Origin of the sequence: Nocardia sp. NPDC059691 (genome assembly GCF_042733915.1) — a bacterium.
Taxonomy (GTDB): domain Bacteria; phylum Actinomycetota; class Actinomycetes; order Mycobacteriales; family Mycobacteriaceae; genus Nocardia; species Nocardia sichangensis.
In genome coordinates, this window is the sequence record NZ_JBHWFB010000011.1 from 38,069 (window position 1) to 54,815 (window position 16,747).

General features: G+C 67.5%; 17 protein-coding genes. 9 read left to right on the plus strand and 8 right to left on the minus strand.

The window, feature by feature from the left end; all coding sequences use genetic code 11:
- Positions 1 to 206: 206 nt before the first annotated feature.
- The 5 genes from ACFV2O_RS23710 (at position 207) to ACFV2O_RS23730 (ending at position 4,297) form a co-directional block, all read left to right on the plus strand.
- On the plus strand, positions 207 to 1,133 hold the full coding sequence (locus ACFV2O_RS23710) for a metal-dependent hydrolase (RefSeq protein ID WP_379253694.1): 927 nt from the start codon (positions 207 to 209) through the stop codon (positions 1,131 to 1,133).
- A gap of 11 nt (positions 1,134 to 1,144) precedes the next feature.
- The gene (locus tag ACFV2O_RS23715) at positions 1,145 to 2,305 is read left to right on the plus strand and encodes a hypothetical protein (RefSeq protein WP_379253695.1); all 1,161 of its coding nucleotides are present in this window, start codon (positions 1,145 to 1,147) and stop codon (positions 2,303 to 2,305) included.
- A 138-nt stretch (positions 2,306 to 2,443) separates the two neighbouring features.
- Complete coding sequence (gene msrB / locus ACFV2O_RS23720) at positions 2,444 to 2,899, plus strand: peptide-methionine (R)-S-oxide reductase MsrB (RefSeq protein WP_355075479.1); 456 nt, start codon at positions 2,444 to 2,446, stop codon at positions 2,897 to 2,899.
- Positions 2,896 to 3,411: a peptide-methionine (S)-S-oxide reductase MsrA gene (msrA, locus tag ACFV2O_RS23725; protein WP_355075477.1), complete on the plus strand. Its 516-nt coding sequence runs from the start codon at positions 2,896 to 2,898 to the stop codon at positions 3,409 to 3,411. Before msrB ends, msrA begins: the two co-directional genes overlap by 4 nt.
- A 301-nt stretch (positions 3,412 to 3,712) precedes the next feature.
- Positions 3,713 to 4,297 carry a DUF2165 domain-containing protein gene (locus tag ACFV2O_RS23730; RefSeq protein WP_379253696.1) on the plus strand — a complete coding sequence of 195 codons (585 nt, stop codon included), beginning with the start codon at positions 3,713 to 3,715 and terminating at the stop codon, positions 4,295 to 4,297.
- 22 nt (positions 4,298 to 4,319) lie between these two features.
- On the opposite strand, the gene ACFV2O_RS23735 is transcribed toward ACFV2O_RS23730, so the two are convergent.
- From ACFV2O_RS23735 to ACFV2O_RS23745, 3 genes are all read right to left on the minus strand, one after another.
- Entirely contained in the window at positions 4,320 to 7,223 is a 2,904-nt protein-coding gene (locus ACFV2O_RS23735) for a UPF0182 family protein (RefSeq protein ID WP_379253697.1), read from the minus strand.
- Positions 7,224 to 7,290: 67 nt separating this feature from the next.
- Positions 7,291 to 7,524 carry a hypothetical protein gene (locus ACFV2O_RS23740; protein ID WP_379253698.1) on the minus strand — a complete coding sequence of 78 codons (234 nt, stop codon included), beginning with the start codon at positions 7,522 to 7,524 and terminating at the stop codon, positions 7,291 to 7,293.
- Positions 7,525 to 7,713: 189 nt separating this feature from the next.
- The gene (locus ACFV2O_RS23745; protein WP_379253699.1) at positions 7,714 to 9,012 is read right to left on the minus strand and encodes a DUF3533 domain-containing protein; all 1,299 of its coding nucleotides are present in this window, start codon (positions 9,010 to 9,012) and stop codon (positions 7,714 to 7,716) included.
- A 65-nt stretch (positions 9,013 to 9,077) separates the two neighbouring features.
- Between ACFV2O_RS23745 and ACFV2O_RS23750 the strand changes: the two genes are divergently transcribed.
- Positions 9,078 to 9,677, plus strand: coding sequence for a TetR/AcrR family transcriptional regulator (locus ACFV2O_RS23750; protein WP_355075468.1), 600 nt, complete (start codon positions 9,078 to 9,080; stop codon positions 9,675 to 9,677).
- A 39-nt stretch (positions 9,678 to 9,716) separates the two neighbouring features.
- Here the strand turns inward: ACFV2O_RS23750 and ACFV2O_RS23755 are convergent, their stop codons facing one another.
- Both ACFV2O_RS23755 and ACFV2O_RS23760 read right to left on the minus strand, forming a co-directional pair.
- On the minus strand, positions 9,717 to 9,863 hold the full coding sequence (locus ACFV2O_RS23755; RefSeq protein WP_379253700.1) for a DUF1059 domain-containing protein: 147 nt from the start codon (positions 9,861 to 9,863) through the stop codon (positions 9,717 to 9,719).
- Between the two features lie 65 nt (positions 9,864 to 9,928).
- On the minus strand, positions 9,929 to 10,534 hold the full coding sequence (locus ACFV2O_RS23760) for a QsdR family transcriptional regulator (protein ID WP_379253701.1): 606 nt from the start codon (positions 10,532 to 10,534) through the stop codon (positions 9,929 to 9,931).
- Between the two features lie 142 nt (positions 10,535 to 10,676).
- Between ACFV2O_RS23760 and ACFV2O_RS23765 the strand changes: the two genes are divergently transcribed.
- Genes ACFV2O_RS23765 through ACFV2O_RS23775 form a run of 3 tightly spaced genes read left to right on the plus strand, consistent with a single transcriptional unit; the run spans position 10,677 to position 14,483 of the window.
- Positions 10,677 to 12,170, plus strand: a complete 1,494-nt coding sequence (locus tag ACFV2O_RS23765; RefSeq protein ID WP_379253702.1) for a carboxylesterase/lipase family protein — start codon at positions 10,677 to 10,679, stop codon at positions 12,168 to 12,170.
- Complete coding sequence (locus ACFV2O_RS23770) at positions 12,167 to 13,000, plus strand: enoyl-CoA hydratase (RefSeq protein WP_379253703.1); 834 nt, start codon at positions 12,167 to 12,169, stop codon at positions 12,998 to 13,000. The genes ACFV2O_RS23765 and ACFV2O_RS23770 overlap by 4 nt, the downstream gene beginning before the upstream one ends.
- Positions 12,993 to 14,483 (plus strand): AMP-binding protein, encoded by a 1,491-nt coding sequence (locus tag ACFV2O_RS23775; RefSeq protein ID WP_379253704.1) that lies wholly within the window; start codon positions 12,993 to 12,995, stop codon positions 14,481 to 14,483. The genes ACFV2O_RS23770 and ACFV2O_RS23775 overlap by 8 nt, the downstream gene beginning before the upstream one ends.
- Here the strand turns inward: ACFV2O_RS23775 and ACFV2O_RS23780 are convergent.
- Genes ACFV2O_RS23780 through ACFV2O_RS23790 form a run of 3 tightly spaced genes read right to left on the minus strand, consistent with a single transcriptional unit; the run spans position 14,472 to position 16,739 of the window.
- Entirely contained in the window at positions 14,472 to 15,359 is an 888-nt protein-coding gene (locus ACFV2O_RS23780) for a VOC family protein (RefSeq protein WP_379253705.1), read from the minus strand. The two genes, ACFV2O_RS23775 and ACFV2O_RS23780, sit on opposite strands and share 12 nt — an antisense overlap.
- Before the next feature lie 16 nt (positions 15,360 to 15,375).
- Positions 15,376 to 16,455, minus strand: coding sequence for a 2Fe-2S iron-sulfur cluster-binding protein (locus tag ACFV2O_RS23785; protein ID WP_379253876.1), 1,080 nt, complete (start codon positions 16,453 to 16,455; stop codon positions 15,376 to 15,378).
- A gap of 56 nt (positions 16,456 to 16,511) precedes the next feature.
- On the minus strand, positions 16,512 to 16,739 hold the full coding sequence (locus tag ACFV2O_RS23790; protein ID WP_355075456.1) for a hypothetical protein: 228 nt from the start codon (positions 16,737 to 16,739) through the stop codon (positions 16,512 to 16,514).
- Positions 16,740 to 16,747 lie beyond the last annotated feature (8 nt).

Below are 16,747 nucleotides of genomic sequence, written 5' to 3' on the forward strand. Positions count from 1 at the left end.
CCGTCGCTTGCGAACCCCCTGATGGAAAGCCTGCCGACCCTCCGGATCAAGGGTTCGACCGTATCACAAGGGTGCCGGAGTCCCGGTTCGAGCGCGATTCTGATCATACACTTGGACAGCCGTATGTATGATCACTGCAACGCGGCTCGGCGCATCGGGTGGTGCCGCCGGACCGGTTCGTTTTCGGAAAGTCGAGGTATAGCCCAGTGACCGATCTTCAAGTACGGAAGATGCGCTTCGCATTCGCGGACTACGACGTGCCCTTCTTGTGGAACGAGGAGAATCCGGCCTTCTCGTCCATGGCCAATGCGGTGTCCTTCCTGGCGATCGGCTTCGAGAAGATGATCGTCAACATGATCCGCGAGGCCATGCCCCTGATCACCGATCCCGAGGTCGCCGAGGAAGCCGACGCGTTCGTGCGCCAGGAGGGGCAGCACTCCACCGCCCACCGCCAGCACGCCAATGCCCTTATCCGGCGGTACCCGGGACTGCAGGAGACGCTCAACGAAGTGATCGCGGAATTCGACCGCCTCACCGTGAACACTTCGGTCGAATACCGCCTCGCCTACACCGCCGATCTCGAAGCGACGTTCACTCCGGTGTTCAAACTGATGCTCGACAACGACTCGACCTTGTTCCGGCCGGGCGACGACCGGGTGGCGTCGCTGTTCATCTGGCACTTCGTCGAAGAGGTCGAACATCGCAGTTCCGCGCTGATCATCTTCGATTCCGTCGTCGGGAGCGATGTGTATCGGATGCGCATGGCGCCGTCGATCTTCCGTCACGTGATGAAGGTGATCCGGTTGGCCTGCGCGGGCTTCAACAAGCATGTCCCCCGCGAGGAGCGCAAGGTCGACGCGCTGTCGATGTTCGCGAATTACCGGCGGAGGCAGAAGCTGCGCAAATGGTTGCCGTTTCTGCAGGCCGAGGACAACGGCCCGATGCCGCGTGCGTTCGACCACCTGCCGCTCGGTGAACAACTCGTCGCGCTGGTGGGCGTCATCCGCAGTCAATTGCCGAAGCACAATCCGGACCACGAGAAACTACCCGAACTGGCCGCCGTGTGGTTCGAACGCTATGACGCCGGCTACGACGTCTCGCACTGGTACACCGCCGACACGGTCGCACGCTAGGAGCCGGACCGATGGCTGATCATTGCGCACCCACCTTCGACCGTCTCGCGACCGCGCTCGGCTTCTCCTGCGAGGAGGCGGGCGGGCCGCTCGAGGTGCGGAACCCTTTCACGTTGGAGAACTGGACCCTGCCCGTCCTCGAATTCACGATCGTCCTCGGCGCGGTCCTGGCCCTGATCTACGCCATCGTGCGGCTGCGCCGCCACGGCGATCCCACCAACTTGGTGCTCTGGTTCGGGGCGACCGCGTATCTGTTCATCATCGAGCCGCCGCTGTACTTCCCCGCGGCGTTCGGCATCGACGCGCACGTCGACACGATGTTCGCGCACAACCTGTTCACCGTGGAATTCCTCTGGGGCCGATTACCGCTCTACATCATCGCGATCTACCCGTTCATGGCCACCCTCGCGTTCGAACTGGTCAGGATTCTCGGGGTCTTCCGGCACTACGGGGTGCTCGCCGGATCGGTGTGCGTGGGCTTCGTCCACCACGCCTTCTACGAGATCTTCGATCATCTCGGCCCGCAGCTGCGCTGGTGGGAGTGGTCGGTCGACAACCCGATCAATCAACCGATGTTCGATTCGGTACCGCTTCCGAGCGTGGTCGTCTTCGCCGCTCTGTGGCCGATGTCGCTCGCCTTCTGCGTCCAATTGTTCGTCGGCCGCCACATCGACCAGGGCCGAAATTTCTCCGGAGGGCAGCTGGTCGGGCGCACGATCGTCATCGGCATTCTCGCGTCGTTGGGCACAGCGGTGCTGCCCATCCCCGCGACCGTCTTCGGCATGGGTAGCACCACGGTGCGTGGCGTGCTCTACGCCGCCGAATTGGCCGTCCTCTCCATTGCCGCCGTGGTGATCCTGACCCGCCAGTGGCTCCGGCTGCGTCGCGGCGACTCGGACGCGGCGCCCTATACGAACGACTTCGTCCGCATTTACGGCGTGGTGTACCTGGGCGTGATGGCATTGCTCTGGGCCACCGCGTTGCCCGATTTCTTCGCCGCCGTCGACGGTGTGACCAGCGAAGGAGACCCGATCGGGAATCTGTGGTACACCCTCGCGTGCTTCGTTGTCGCGGTTCTCTGCCTGGTCGCCGTATTCACGGTGCCCCGGAGAAAGGCGCCCCCGAGCGTTGCCCCTCCCGCCCCGGAAGCCACCGCGAGTTCCACGGTATAGCGGGACGACCGACGCCGTCGGTGACGACGGGCGGCCGCCGTGGGCACGGTTGCCCGGACCGGAGTGTGACGCCCGGCTCGCACGGGATTTTCCATGCCGGTGCCCTGGTTGTACCAGGGGCCGATATGAGGAGGTCATGTGGCACGGGAGTACAACCGGAATCCCGCGGCGGTCGCCGCCTTGACGCCTGAGCAGTACCACGTCACTCAGGAGAACGGCACGGAGCGGGCGTTCACGGGCGAGTACTGGGACAACCACGAGCCGGGCATCTATGTGGATGTGGTGTCGGGTGAGCCGTTGTTCGCCTCGGTCGACAAGTTCGACAGCGGAAGTGGATGGCCGAGTTTCACCAAGCCGATCGAAGCCGGGAACGTGGTGCGGAAGCGGGACTTCAGCCATCTGATGGTCCGCACCGAGGTGCGCTCGGCACACGGCGACAGCCATCTCGGGCACGTGTTCACCGACGGTCCCCGCGCGGCGGGCGGCTTGCGGTACTGCATCAATTCGACTGCGCTGCGGTTCATCCACCTCGACGACCTCGAGGCGGAAGGCTATGGGCAGTACAGGACTCTCTTCGCGAAGGAGGAGGCGTGACCGACACGCGCAAGGCGATTCTGGCCGGTGGATGCTTCTGGGGCATGCAGGACTTGATCCGCAAGCAGCCGGGGGTGGTGTCGACACGCGTCGGCTACACCGGTGGACGCAACGACCATCCCACGTACCGGAACCACCCTGGCCATGCCGAGGCGATCGAGATCGTCTACGACCCGGCCCGGACGGACTTCCGGCAACTGCTGGAGTTCTTCTTCCAGATCCACGATCCGACGACGAAGGACCGCCAGGGCAACGACATCGGAAGCAGCTACCGCTCGGCGATCTTCTATCTCGACGACGACCAGAAGCGCGTCGCCCTGGACACCATCGCCGACGTGGACGCCTCCGGCCTGTGGCCCGGCAAGGTGGTCACCGAGGTGACCCCGGCGAGTGAGTTCTGGGAGGCCGAGCCGGAGCATCAGGACTACCTGCTGCGTTACCCGGACGGCTATACCTGCCACTTTCCCCGGCCGGGGTGGAAGCTGCCGAAGCGACAGACCACCGCCCAGTAGAAGCCGGTGGATTCGGCGCTTCCGCCGAGCCTTCGGAGCGCACAGTTGACGACTGCGCCACCACACCCGGGTGGCGCAGTCGTCGCGTTTCACGACGTCCCCCGCCCGCTGCCGCCGATCGTACAGCCGGCAGCCTCGCGCACAGACCCCGGGCGATGCCGGACGGAACCTCATGCGGTAGACAACATTTCGACTCGTCCCCGGCCGTGCCGGGCTCCCCGCCGTGGGGAGAATGCGTGATCGGGCACCGATATGATCGTCGACGCTTGGAGCTCCTGGCCGGTCGACCCGAGGTAGGCAGATGACGCGCAGCGGCACAAAGGTTCTCGATGTGGTGGGCAGTCGCCGGATGGCGGTGGCGACGCTGGCCACCATCACCGGCTTCTACTACCTGTTCGTCGCGTTCACCAATTGCGTCGACACCGACACCAATCGCAACGGCGTGGCCGCTGTGCTGTCGATGAAAGCGACGATCCACAATCCGGGCACGGACTGGCGCGCGATCACCAATGGCAATGTCGCGCTCGTCGCCTACATCCTCGTGGTGATCTGGGAATTCCTGATCGCCTTCGTGCTCCTCACGGCGGGAGCCGTATGGGGCCGGGTGCTGACCGGACGGCCGCGCAGGCTGCGAGCCGGTCTGAACGCGGCCGTGAAACTGTCGAGTCTTGGCTGGACCATGGCGGTGCTGCTGTTCTTGGGCGGGTTCCTGACCATCGGCGGCGAATGGTTCCGCATGTGGGCCAATGACGACGTGAACGCCTCGTCGGCCGCGTTGCAGAACTTCCTCATCGCGGGCGTCGGCCTGATTCTGGTTCACCTGCCGGACTCGCAACGCAGCGCCGTCCTCGAAAATGACTCGGCAGCAGCGGAATCCGACCAGTAGCGGGCGGCCGACGACGCGGGCGTCAGCGGCCGTTGCGTTCGAGCTCGCCCAGCTGTTTCTGCAGACGTTCCAGTGCGGCCCGGATCTGGTCGATCTGCGCGTTGAGTTCGGCGATCTTCGCCTGATCCACCGGCGGGGGCTGCGCCTGCGGTTGCGCGACCGGTGGCGCGGCGGGCTGTTGGCCCGGCGGCAGTGGGGCGCCGGGTCCGCCGCCGGGCGGCGTGGCGAGTCTGCCGGTGGCCGGACCGAACACCTGCTCCAGGGCCTCCGCGAGGGTCGGCGCATAGCCGACGAGGACACCGCCGGTGCCGGGATCGCGGTAACTGACCAGCACTCGCGCCAATTGCGGGAATGTCGACGCGTTCTGTGCCGTCGAGATCCGTTCGGTGAACAGCGGCTCGGCGTAGAGCACGCCGCCGTCGGCGATCGGCAGGGTGAGCAGATTGCCGTACTGGATCCGGTTCGAGCGCTCGAGCAGGGTTCGCTCGGAAGCGACTCTGGTGTCGGAGATCATCGAGTTCTGGATCTGTTGCGGACCCTGAGTGAGGGTGTCGGTGGGCAACTGCGAGACGGTGATCTTGCCGTAGCCCTCCGGGTCGGAGCGGGCGGAAACGTAGGCGGAGAGGAATTCCCGGTTGTAGCCGACCATCGCGCTGGCCAGCCGGAACGACGGTTCCGCGCCGTCCTGGTCGCCGACCAGGACGTAGAACGGAGGCTGATGCGGATTGGACTCCACGGTGGGGTCGCTGGGCACCGACCAGAACGCGTTGGTGGTGAAGAATTCGCGCGGCTCGTCGACGTGGTATTTGGCGAGCATCTCACGCTGGATCGTGAACAGGTCTTCGGGATACCGGAAGTGCGCCCGTAGCTCCGGGCTGATCGACTCCTCCGGTCGGACCGTACCGGGGAAGACCTTCATCCAGGCCGCCAGCACCGGATCCTGCCGGTCGACCTGGTAGAGGGTGACCGTGCCGTCGTATGCGTCGACGGTCGCCTTGATGGAGTTGCGCACGTAGGAGATCTCTCGCGGCGACTCCCGCTGGGTCTCGTCGCCCGGCTCCAGGGCTTCGAGCGAACTGCGCTTGGCGTAGGGGTAGCCGTCGATCGAGGTGTACGCGTCGACGATCCAGACTATCCGGCCGTTCACGACCGCCGGGTAGGGGTCGTTGTCGGTGGTCAACCACGGTGCGACGAGTTCGACACGATGGCGGGGATCGCGGTTGAAGATGATCTTCGAACCGGGACCGATCGCCTTCGAGAAGACGATATTGCGCTCGGTGTAGGTCACCGCGAAGGCGAGGCGGTTGACCCAGTTGGCGATCGGGACGCCGCCCGCGCCGGCGTAGGTGTAGGTGGTGGTGTCGGTGTCGTACTCGCGGGGCTCGGTGCCGCCGCCCACGATGGCGTAGTCCGGGCTCGCATGGGCGATCACTTCGCCGAAGTAGACGCGCGGCTGATCCACTCGGATCACCTGATGCCCGGAGGCTTGGGACGCGATGTCACCGACCGCGTAGATCGGATATCCGCTGTTGCTGCTCGCGGCATCGCCCGCGGCCTCGCGGACCGCCGCGTTCACCCGGTTGGCCGGTGCGGCGACGAACCCGTTGCCGTGCGTGTAGACGGTGTGCCGATTGACCCAATGGCGCTGGTTGCCGCTCAGCGCGGTCGGGGTCAGCTCGCGCGCCGCGACCACGTAGTCGCGCAGTTGCCCACCGACCCGGTAGCGATCCAGGTCCAGATGCGGTGGGAAGCTGTAGAAATTCTTCAGCTGTTGTTGCTGGGTGAACGTCCGGGAGAGCACGCTCGGGTCCAGCAGGCGGACGTCACCGATCGTGGTGACGTCCGCGGGGACCTCGGGCGGCGACTTGGTGCCGACGCCGGGATAGGGCTGGTACTCGACCCGGTCGCTGCCGATCCCGTACGCCTGCCGGGTGGCCGCGATGTTGCGTTGGATGTAGACGCGCTCCATGTCGGCGGCGTTCGGGCGGACGGAGAACTGCTCGACGGCCAATGGCCAGACGGCTCCGACGAGGATCGACGACAGCAGCAGAAGCGCCGCGGCCATCGCCGGGATTCGCAGGTCCCGCACGACGATGGCGGCGAAGACCGCCACGGCGCAGATCACGGCGATCGCGAAGAGAATGAGGCGGGCGGGAAGCACCGCGTTGATGTCGGTGTAGCCAGGGCCCGCGAAAGTGGGTTCCTTGCTGCGGCTGGATAGCAGTGAGTACCGGTCGAGCCAATAGGCGGCAGCCTTCAAGAGGATGAACGAGCCGGCCAGTATCGCGAGCTGGACGCGGGCCGCGTGCGCCAGGCCGCCCGTCTTTCTGGACACCCGCAGGCCACCGAACAGGTAGTGCGCGGCGAGGCTCGCGACGAAGGCGAGGACCACGGCGATGAACAGCCAGTTGAGTACGAATCGATAGAAGGGAAGGTCGAAGACGAAGAACCCGACATCGTGCCCGAATTGCGGATCGGACACGCCGAAGGACCCGCCGTGGACGAACAGCTGGACGGTCATCCAGCTCGACTCCGCGGCAAGGCCGCAGACGAGCCCCAGCGTGGTCGCGATGCCGAGACCGAACCGCACCGGATGCCTGAGCGCCGCCGCCCGATACGGCCGAAGACTGTTCTCCTCTTCGGACTCGGGAACGAAGAGCGGACGGAACCTGAACGCGAGCCACAGCACCGCGAAAAGGACGCCACCGATGAACAGCGCGACCGCGATGAACAGCGAGAGCCGGGTGAACAGCACGGTCAGCCAGACACCACGGAAGCCGACTTCGCCGAACCACAGCCAGCTGACGTAGCCTCGGATCAGCCGAGGCACCACCAACAGCGACACGACGAACACCGTGGCGGCGACCACCAGCACCCGGGTGCTGCGATGCAACCGTCGCGGGCGGAGGCCCTCGCGTGCGCTCATCTTGCACTCCCCGTGGCTGCCGCCCGGCTCGACGATGGACGGCCGGGGCGGACTACCAAGCTCGATACTACGACGTCGCGGAGCGCTCGATCAGCTCCCACAGGTACGCCACGTGATCGGCCATGTCCACGGCCGGGTCGTACAGCCACTGCGTCTGCAGGCCGTCGAGGACGGCGAAGCGGTCGGGATCCAGATCGGCCGGTACGCGGCCGGATTCGCGAAGGTCGGCGATGGCGCGGGTGAGAGCGTCCCGGGCAGTGCGGTAGCGGTCGCGGAAGTATTCGTGGGCCGGGTGCTCCATCCCGCTGAACCGCCTCGCCGGTTTCGGCGTCGACCCGGAGAAGCTGGACGCGCTGCTGGCGGCCGGTGACCACTGACGGTGGTGGCCGCCCAGCCCGGTATCCGCACGACGCTCGATCTTCTACTGATCAAGGAGCCGGGGAGGTTCACACCGCGCGGTAGCCCACGCTGACCACCGCGCGGCGCGCTTTCATCGAGCTAGGGCGGGTACCGCGATGACCGGCGCGTTCTCGGTCGGAGCCGAAGCCCGGTGCAGGCCGCGGCGGTCATAGGCGTAGGTCGCGGTCACACCGAGCAGCAGGCCGATCCCGAGGCCGAGCACCGTCATCCACAAGCCCTGGCCGAAACCGGCTTCGGCGTGGGCGTCGAAGAACAGGATGGCGCGAACGGCGAGGTAGATCTGGTGCATCGGTTCGAAGGCGGCCAGGTTCGCGATGTAGGCGGGCGTCGCCTCCAGCGGGACCGTGGCGGCCGACGAGGGCAGGCCCAGGACGACGAACAGGATCAGATTGACCAGCAGCCCCGCGGTGCCGAAGGTGGCGAGCACGGCGAGCGCGGTCACTCCGACCGCGACGATGGCCAGTGTTCCGTAGAGCCACAACAGCAGCGGACTGCCCAGTGGGACATTGAATGCCGAGGCGACCCCGAGGAATATCCCCGACAGAACCGGAGCCGCGGTGACGATGACCGCCCATTTCATCAGCAGCGTGCGGAACCGGGAGATGCCGGTGGACGGCGGGTGCACGAACCACGGGCCGTATTCGGTGGGCGTGAAACCGAGCACCGAGTCGACGAGCGTGTGGATGATCATGGCGCCGGTGAAGCCCGCCAGCAGCAGGATCAAGGTGTAGAAGAACGCGACGAGGCCCTGCCCGGCGCCGTCGTCCATCGGCCGGTAGGGCGCGGTGACGATCTGCACGGGATCGGTGAGCATCAGCCGGGCGGCCCCGCTGGGCTCGACCGGCGCGCCTGGCCCGGCGGCGAGGGCGGCGTTCACCCGATCGGTCAGGCTCTTGCCGACGGTCTCGTCCACCTGACGCAACGCGCGGTCGGCGATGCGCTGCATGATGCCGGTGGTGTAGGGGCCGATTCGCGGGTTGGTGTGGATGGTGATCACCGGGCGCTCGACCGCACCGGGCACCACGGCGGCGGCGCCGAGGATGGCGAGCCGCTTGGTGAAGTCGGACGGGATCACGATCGCGCCGTAGACCTCACCGTTCTGCAATTGTTTGCGCGCTTCGGCGATACCGACGACGCGCAGGTCGATTTTCTCCGCCGGGATGCCCGCGACCAGCGCGTCGCTGACCTGGGCGCCGAAATTGGCGGGTTTGCCGTCGAGCGTGTCGCCGACGTCCTGATTCACCAGGGCCACCGGGAAGTCGTGCAGGTTCTTCTCGGTATTGCTGGCGTAGCCGAGATACATGGTGGCGAGCAGCGCCGCGAAGACCGTCAGCACTGCGATCGGGGCGGTGAAGGTCCGAACCGTCATGCGAGTCAATGTAGTCACCGCCTACAAAGTAGGCAATGACTACATTTTGTTATCCTGCCTACACCATGCCGATCACTCGAAGCCGGTCCTATCACCACGGCGACCTGCGCGCCGAGTTGTTGCAGCGGGCCGAGGCCACGCTGCGCGAGTCCGGCGTCGACGGCTTGTCGCTACGCCGACTTGCGCGTGACGTCGGAGTCAGTCACGCCGCTCCGACCCGGCATTTCAAGGACAAGCAGGCGCTACTGGATGCCATCGCGGTGTCCGGCTTCCAACGCCTCGCCGCCGCCTTGGCACAGACCGCGGCCGCCGACTCGGCCGATGGGCACATCCGCGCCCTGGCCCGCACCTATCTCCATTTCGCGACCGAGAACTCGGCGCTCGTCGCGTTGATGTTCGCGCGCAGGCACAGCCCCGCCGCGGGCGATGCGATGTCCCGGGCCGTCGACGCGGCGTTCGCGACGCCGGTCGCGCTCATCACCGAAGCACAGAAGCGGGGGGAGGTGATCGACGGCGACCCGCGCCGGATCGCGCTGTCCGCGGTCGCCGCGCTACAAGGTCTGGCCACCTTCGTCGGCTCGGGCGTGATCGCCGCCGAGACCGCCGACGAATTGGTGGACGAGACGACCACACACATGATCGAAGGCTTGCGCCCCCGCCCGTGATGCGCCGCGGTTGCTCGGCGGCCTCCACGCAGCTGTTCGTCAGTACGCGATGAACAGGATCTCGTCGCGTGAGTAGTCGTGGCCGGGATGCTTCTCGGCCAGATGGGCTTGCGTCTTCGCCACGAGATCATCCTCGTCGGTTCCGACGATCAGTTCTCCGCAGGGGCAGTTCAGCTTTCGCTTCATCAGCGTCCTTCCTCCTCGATCCGACAGTCTATGCACAGGGAGGTGATCGAGCGCGAGCCCGCTGGTCACCCCGGCCCTTTGTGCAGCAGGGAGCTCAAGACCCGTTCCGCCCCGTCCGGGTCGGGGGGCGCCCCGGCGATCGTCGGCAGGTAGTGGAACGACTCGGCGATCCGGACGCTGGCGTAGGCCAGCTCGTCGAGGGTCAGCGTCGTGGCGATGCGCTCGTCCTCGAGATCGCGCGCGAGATACCGGGCCACGGCTTTCACAAGGCGCGGCTGGAACCCGTTGCCCGCCAAGGTGAGCAGCTTCATGGCACGCTCGTTCTCCTCCAACACGAACTTCCGCGCTCCCGGTTGCGCCAGTACCGCTCGGAGATAGGCGGCGAGCAGCGCGGGCACCCGAGCGCCCGGCTCGTCTCGTACCCGCTCCCACTCGTCGCGCAGTGTCGCCTCGGTGAGCGACCAGATGACCTCCATCAACAACTGGTCGCGGCTGCCGACCCAGCGGTACAGCGTCACCCGGCTGACCGCGAGTTCGGTCGCGAGCTGGCCGACGTCGAGTCGCTCGCCGCGCAGGAACTTTCGCTTCGCCAGACGGAAAGCGTCCATCGGTTCGGGCCGCCGCTGCGCGACGTCCCCCAGCGCCCGCTGCAGAGGCGTTCGAGATGCCATGCGGGCCAGCGTACCGGTGATGCAACAGAGAGTCATTATGTTGCACATGTGTTACTAATTGGTCACGACGATGCTATTGACCAGCGAGATCCCGTAGGGCTTGATTGCAACATGTGCTGAATTCCGAACAAGGATGAAACGAATGTCAGATATGTGGCAAACCGTCCAAACCCGATACGGACCGGTGCGCGGACGCACCCGTGGGTCGGTGCACGAATTCCTCGGTATCCCTTTCGCCGCCGCCCCGGTGGGGAAGCATCGGTTCCTTCCACCGGTGCCGCCGCAAGCGTGGGCCACGGTCCGGGACGCGACCGATCCGGGCCCGACCGCGGCACGCGCGCCGTACGTGCCCGCTTACGACGGGCTCGTTCCCGAAGTGTCGATCCCGGGCGACGACGTGCTCAACCTCAACGTCTGGACCTCCTCGACCAAGGGTGCGCGCCCGGTCCTGGTGTGGATCCACGGCGGAGCGTTCACCAATGGCTCCAACGCCCTGCCGACCTACGACGGCACGGCATTCGCGGCGAGCGGGGTGGTCGTGGTGGCCGTCAACTATCGCCTCGGCGGCGAAGGGTGGCTGCATTTCGGCGCGGACACGGTCAATCTCGGCATCCTGGACGTGGTGGCGGCGCTGGAGTGGGTGCGCGACAACATCGCGGCCTTCGGCGGCGACCCGGCACGGGTGACCATCGCGGGACAGTCCGCGGGCGCCATGCTCGCCACCACCCTGCTCGCCGTGCCGCGCGCTCGGGGCCTGTTCCGCGGTCTGATCGCGCACTCCGGAGCGGCGGCCAACACCGTCACCCCGGACGAGGCGCGCCTGCTGATCGACAACGTGGCCGCGCACATCGGCATCGAGCCCTCGCTCGACGCCTTCGCGGACGTGCCGATCGACGAATTGTCCATACACGTCAGGGCGGTGCTGCACGAAGTGCAAACCGCCGCGGATCCGGCGAAATGGGGACGATTGGCGCTGACCACCTTGCCGTTCGCGCCCGTGGTGGACGGTTCGATCGTCGTCGACGATCCGCTGGGGGCGGTCGCCTCCGGCGCGACCACCGACGTGGCGATCCTGGCCGGGAGCAATGCCGAGGACGCCCGGCTCATCCTGGTCGCTTCCGGCGCCATCGATCAGATCGATGAGCCGACCCTGGCCGCCGGAGCCGCGGGATACGGATTGGACCCCGCCGTCGCGCTTCCCCGCTATCGCGTGTCCCGGCCGGATGCCTCGGCGGGCGATCTGCTGTCGGCGGTCGTCACGGACTGGTTCTTCCGCATCCCGGCGATTCGCCTTGCCGAGGCGCAGACCGACGCGGGCGGCGCGGCGTGGGCCTTCCGATTCGACTGGCGCTCACCGCGGCTCGGCGGGCGGCTCGGCGCCGCGCACGCGGTGGACCTGCCATTCGTCTTCAAAACGCATACCCGCCCGGAGAATCACACCCTGGTCGGCGCGCACGCCCCCGACGCGGTCGCCGACAACCTGCACGGCATGTATCGGGCTTTCGTGCTCGACGCCGATCCGGGCTGGGCGCGGTACGAGCCGCAGCGGCGGACCACCGGCCTGATCGCCGACACCGTCACCGTGGCGAACGATCCCGATGCCGCGGAGCGACTGCTGTGGGCGGGTGTGCGATGAGCGATCTGGTCCGCTACGACGACAGCACGCCGAGGATCGCCCGGATCGTCCTGAACCGTCCCGACGCACGCAACGCGCAGAACACCGAGCTGCTCTACGCTCTCAACGACGCGTTCGACCGGGCCGCCCGCGACGAGGGCATCCACGTGGTCGTGCTGGCGGCCGAAGGCCCGCACTTCTCCTCGGGACACGATCTGCGCGAACACGACTGGCGCGCCAACATGGGTCTGCGCACGCCGGTCGGCACCTGGGCCGGCTTCGGCAGCCCGGGCGCCGAGGGACTCATGGCCCGCGAGGAGGAGATCTACGCCGGGTTCAGCGAGCGATGGCGCAACATCCCCAAACCGACCATCGCGGAGGTGCACGGCAAGGTCATCGCGGGCGGGCTGATGCTGATCTGGCCGTGTGATCTGATCGTGGCGTCCGAGGACGCCGAGTTCGTCGACAACGTCGTCGCGATGGGCGCCAACGCGGTGGAGTTCTTCAACCACCCGTGGGAATTCGGCATACGCAAGGCGAAAGAGCTGCTGTTCACCGCCGGGACTCTCCCCGCGGCCGACGCCGAACGCATCGGCATGGTCAACCGGGTCGTCCCGCGAGCGGAACTGACCGAGCACACCATGCGGCTGGCCGCGACGATCGCCGCCATGCCGCTGTTCGCGCTGAAACTGGCCAAGCGGTCGGTCAACGCTGCACAGGACGCGCAGGGCCGCGCGACGGCGCAGCAGACGGCCTTCGCGCTGCATCAGCTCGCGCACAGCCACAACGTCCAAGTCCACGGCGACATCGTGGACCCGGACTTCCTCGCGAGGTTCGCCCGCCGTGCCTGATCCACTCGCCCGGCCGCTCGGGCAGATCCTCACCGACCTGGCCGCCGCCGACCCGCACGCCGCGGCCATCACGTTCGAAGGCGACACTTGGTCGCGGCAGGACCTCGAGTCGGCCGCCAATCGCCGAGCCAGGCACTTCGCCGAACTCGGTGTCCGCCGAGGCGATTACGTGACCGTCGCCTTGGCGAACAAACCGTCCTACTTCGCGACGGTCTTCGCGGTCTGGAAGCTGGGCGCGGTGCCGCAACTCATCTCGCCGCGGCTTCCCGCACCGGAGCGATCGGCCGTGCTCCGGCTCGCGCGGCCGCGGCTGGTGGTCGGCGCCGCCGAACCGGGTCTACCCACGGCGCCGGACGAGGACGAGCTGTCGGCAGAGTTCTCCGACGCGCCGTTCGACCACTATCCGGTCGCGCCCGCGTGGAAGGCGCCGATTTCCGGCGGGACGACCGGACGTCCGAAGCTGATCGTGTCCGGCCAGGCGGGTCTGCTCGACGTCGCGCCGCTCAACGCGGTGCTCGGTCAGCGACCGGACGATGTCCAGCTCGTCAGCGGCCCGCTTTATCACAACGCGCCGTTCAATACCTCGTTCTTCGGTCTCCTGGCGGGCCAGCACCTGGTCGTGTTGCCGAAATTCGAGGCGCGCACGGCGTTGCGGGCGATCGCTCGCCACCGGGTCAGCTGGCTGACCGTGGTGCCGACCATGATGTCGCGCATGCTCACCGAGGTGCGTGATCGGCCGACGGATTACGACCTCGGCTCCGTCCGGCGGCTCTGGCACATGGCTGCGCCCTGCCCGCCGTGGCTCAAGCGGGCCTGGATCGAGCTGCTCGGCGCCGAGAAGATCTACGAAATGTACGGCGGCACCGAGAATCAGATGATGACGCTGATCGACGGCCGGGACTGGCTGACCCACCCCGGCTCGGTCGGCCGCGCCGTCTTCGGCGAGTTCGTCGTCCTGGATGCCGACGGACGCCCGTGCCCGCCCGGCGTGGTCGGCGAGATCTTCATGCGCCCGGCCGAGGGCGACGGACCCAGCTATCGCTACGTGGGCGCCGAACCGCGCACCCGCGCCGGCTGGCCGGGCTGGGATTCTCTCGGCGATCTGGGCCACGTGGACGACGAGGGATTCCTCTATCTCAGCGACCGCCGCACCGACCTGATCGTCACCGGGGGCGCCAATGTCTTCCCCGCCGAGGTGGAGGCCGTGATCACCGAGTATCCCGGCGTGCGCGGGTGCGCGGTCGTCGGGCTGCCGGACGACGACCTCGGCAGGCGCGTCCACGCCGTGGTCGAGACCGACGCCCCGCTCGATGAGGCGCGGCTTCGCGGTCACGTCGAGTCGCGACTGGTCCGCTACAAATGCCCGCGCACCTACCGGTTCACCGACACCCCGCTGCGCGACGACGCCGGGAAACTGCGCCGCGCCGAGCTGCTCGATCTCGAGGCGCGGCTGACGAGCCGGGCCACCGGATCAGCCACGTGACCATTCGTGGCCCCAGTAGCTGTCGGCGGTGATCTCCTCCGCGCTGTAAGTGGACTCGTCGACCAGCAGACCTTCGGTGCCGTATTCGAGATCCCAGCCGCCGGGCGTGCGGACGTAGAAGGAGATCATCTTGTCGTTGGTGTGCCTGCCGAGGGTCGACGACAACGGGAGACCCGCCCGCATGACGCGGTCGAGCGCCCGGCCGACGGCGTCGAGTTCGTCGACCTCGACCATGATGTGCACCAGGCCAGGGCCGTCGGGACGGGTGCCGGGGATCAAGGCGAGGCTGTGGTGACGCTGGTTGACGCCGAGGAACCGCACGCGTACCGGTCCCACCCCGGGTGGGGTGGGCACTCGGAAGGAGCCGCGCGGCAGGAATCCGAGTATCTCGCAGTAGAAACGGTTCGCCTCCTCGAGATCGGGCACCGGTAGCACGACGTGGCCGAGTCCTGAACCCGCCGTGACGAAACGGTTTCCGTGGGGAGTGACGACCGGGCTGTGGTCGAGCACCGGGCCGTGGAAGACCTCGACGGTGAACCCGGCGGGGTCGGTGAAGGTGCAGGCTTCCTCGACGCGTAGTGCGTCGACCTGCTCCTGAGCGAGCGGCGTGACCGTCACACCGGCCTGCTCCAGCGCCTGCCGCACGCGGGCGAGCGCGCGGTAGTCGCGCACCTCCCAGCCGACGGCGAGCACCCGGTCCTGTTCCGCCGGAACCAGTTCCAAACGGTAGGCGTGCTCGTCCATCCGCAGGTACAGACTGTCCGGATTCGGCCCGGTGGCCTGCGCGAAACCCATCACGTCGAAGGCGAAGGCGCGCCAGGCCGCCACATCGGCGATGGCGACTCGGACGTAGCCGAGCGAGGCGATGTCAGCCATTGATTCGTCGTACTCCTCAGGAATAGGTGACTTGCACCGTGTCGGTGACCGGGACCGCCTGGCAGGCCAGCACGTATCCCTCGGCCAGATCGGCCTCGTCGAGAATTTCGTTGTGCCGCATCGCCACCTGACCGGAGACGACCCGGCAGGTGCAGGCGCTGCACGCGCCCTCGCGGCAGGAATAGGGCGCCTCCAGCCCGTTGGCCAACAGGACGTCGAGCAGGACCTGGTGGCGGGGCCACGGAAGTGCGCGCGTCTCGCCGTCGAGTTCCACCTCGACCGCCGCGTGGTCGCCGGAGTCGATGGAGTCGACGACATCGGGCGTGGCGGTATCGAACGGATCGCCGTTCAGCGACACGAACTTCTCGACGTGCACGCGCTTGCGGTCGGCGCCCGACCCGATCAGTGCGGCGGAGACGGCGTCCATGAACGGGCCGGGTCCGCACACGAACGCCTCGCGCTCGCGCCACGGTCCGGCCAGCGCCGCGAGCTGCGGCCGCGACGGCAGCCCTTGCACGCTCTCCAGCCAGTGCACCACGACCAGGCGGCCGGGATGCCGGGCGGACAGGTCGGCGAGTTCATCGGCGAAGATCACCGAGCGCTCGTCGCGGTTGGCGTAGATCAGCACGCAGTGCCCGGCTCCGTCTGCCAGCACCGATTTCAGGATCGACAGCACCGGGGTGATCCCGCTGCCCGCCGCGAACAACAGCACGTCCTCGTCCAGCGATGCCGGGGTGAAGACACCCGCGGGCGGCAGCGCGTGGAAATCCATGCCCGCGACCGCGTTGTCGCACAACCAATTCGACGCGTAGCCGTCGGGCGTTCGCTTGACCGTGACCTTCAGCGGCCCCGCTTCGTGCGGCGCGCTCGACAACGAGTAGCAGCGGCTCACCGAGCCGGTCAGCTCGCTCGGAATCCGCAGGGTCAGGAACTGGCCCGGCCGATAGTCGATCGCATTCGACTGCTCCGCGGTCGGACTCAGCTCCAGCGATACCGCGTCGTGGGTCTCCCGGATCACCCGCGCCACACGCAGGGTGAGGAATGCGCCGGGGCGGGTCTCGGTGTCGTCGGGAACCTCGGCCCGGGTCCCCGGCACCACGGCCGCTCGGGCTCGATCCACTGCTGCGTCTCCTCTTCGGTCCTCCACGGCTGTCACGGCACGTCCCCGTCCCGGGTGCTGACGTCGATGAGACCGCCCGCGACGGCGGCATCGATGCTGTCGCGCAGCGCGACGCAGGTCCGTACCCGCGCACTGTCCGCGCCGGCGAACTCGGCGCACGCCGCCACCGCGCCCGCGCTCCACTGCACGCTGGTGTGCTGCGGACTGAACTTCTCGACGAGCACACACGTCGCGCAGATACGGCAGGTAACCCGTTCCATCGCGGCCC